Genomic DNA, 1231 nt, shown 5'->3' with positions numbered 1-1231 from the left:
CCTGACCTGCCCCCGGTTGGCTCCCTCGCTTTGATGTAGAGTCTGCCCCAAGGAAGGAGCAGAGGAATGAGGAAGAGCCGTTTCACCGAGGAGCAGATCATCGGGATGATCAAGGAGCAGGAGGCTGGTTTTTCGACGTCGGACGTTTGCCGCAAGCATGGACTGAGCCCGGCGACGTTTTACAAGCTGAAGGCCAAGTATGGCGGGCTGGAGGTTTCCGAAGCCCGGCGGCTGCGGCAGCTCGAGGATGAAAATGGCAAGCTGAAGCGGCTGCTGGCCGAGAGCGTTCTGGACAACGCGATCCTGAAGGACCTTCTGGGAAAAGTCTGATGACGCCAAGGCAGCGACGGGACGCGGCGCTCGGCGTGATGCGGGATTACGATGTCTCGCAGCGCCGTGCCTGCGTGCTGATCGGCGTCGCCCCCAAGACGGTCCGGCGAGAACGTCCACCCGACCATGCCGAGATCCGCGAGGAGATGCGCGAGATCGCCGCCATGCGCCGCCGGTTCGGTTACCGGCGGGTTGGCGTCATGCTCGAACGCAAGGGGCACATCATGAACCACAAGAAGCTCTACCGGCTATACCGGGAGGAGGGACTGTCGGTGCGCCGGCGTCGGCGCCGCAAGCGGGCTCGCGGCAGTCGGACGCCGATGCCCGTGCCGCTGCGACCGAATGATCGTTGGTCGATGGACTTTGTGGCCGACACCTTCGGCGCCTCCCGCCGCCTGCGTATCCTGGCGATCAATGATGACGCCTGCCGCGAAAACCTGTGTCTGCTGGGCGACACCAGCATCTCGGGCGTCAGGGTCGCACGTGAGCTCGACACGCTGGTGCGTCTCTATGGCAAACCGGCCTGTGTCGTGAGCGACAACGGAACCGAGTTTACCAGTCGGGCAATCCTGAAATGGGCCAGCGAGAACCGGGTCGAGTGGCACTACATTGACCCTGGCAAGCCCCAGCAGAACGCGTTCATCGAATCATTCAATGGGTCGTTGCGCGACGAGCTGCTCAACGAGGAACTGTTCGACAGCCTGGCGGACGCCAGGCGGAAGCTGGCCGTCTGGCGTTACGACTACAACAACGTCAGGCCGCACTCGTCGCTAGGAAACCGAACACCGGCACAAGCGCGCCGCGCGTTCCTGCAAGACGGAGGCGTCACGCCCGGCGCGCTTGTGCCGGTGGCGCACCACGAATATCAAACCGGCGGACTCTCGTTATGACTGCAGGACCA

The 1231-nt window shown here is 63.4% G+C and carries 1 protein-coding gene; it reads left to right on the top strand.

Annotated elements, in window-relative coordinates:
* Positions 1-66 precede the first annotated feature (66 nt).
* Positions 67-1220, top strand: a protein-coding gene (locus GGR89_RS21990) for an IS3 family transposase (RefSeq protein ID WP_125978424.1) whose coding sequence is annotated in 2 segments (ribosomal slippage) — positions 67-325 and positions 325-1220 — 1155 coding nt in all. Because the reading frame shifts where the segments join, the coding sequence is not laid out codon by codon here.
* The last annotated feature ends 11 nt before the right edge of the window (positions 1221-1231 follow it).

Source organism: Sphingomonas trueperi (assembly GCF_011927635.1).
GTDB classification, from domain to species: Bacteria; Pseudomonadota; Alphaproteobacteria; order Sphingomonadales; family Sphingomonadaceae; genus Sphingomonas; species Sphingomonas trueperi.
The sequence above is the reverse complement of the archived record's forward strand: the minus strand, read 5'-3'. Positions and strand labels throughout refer to the sequence as shown.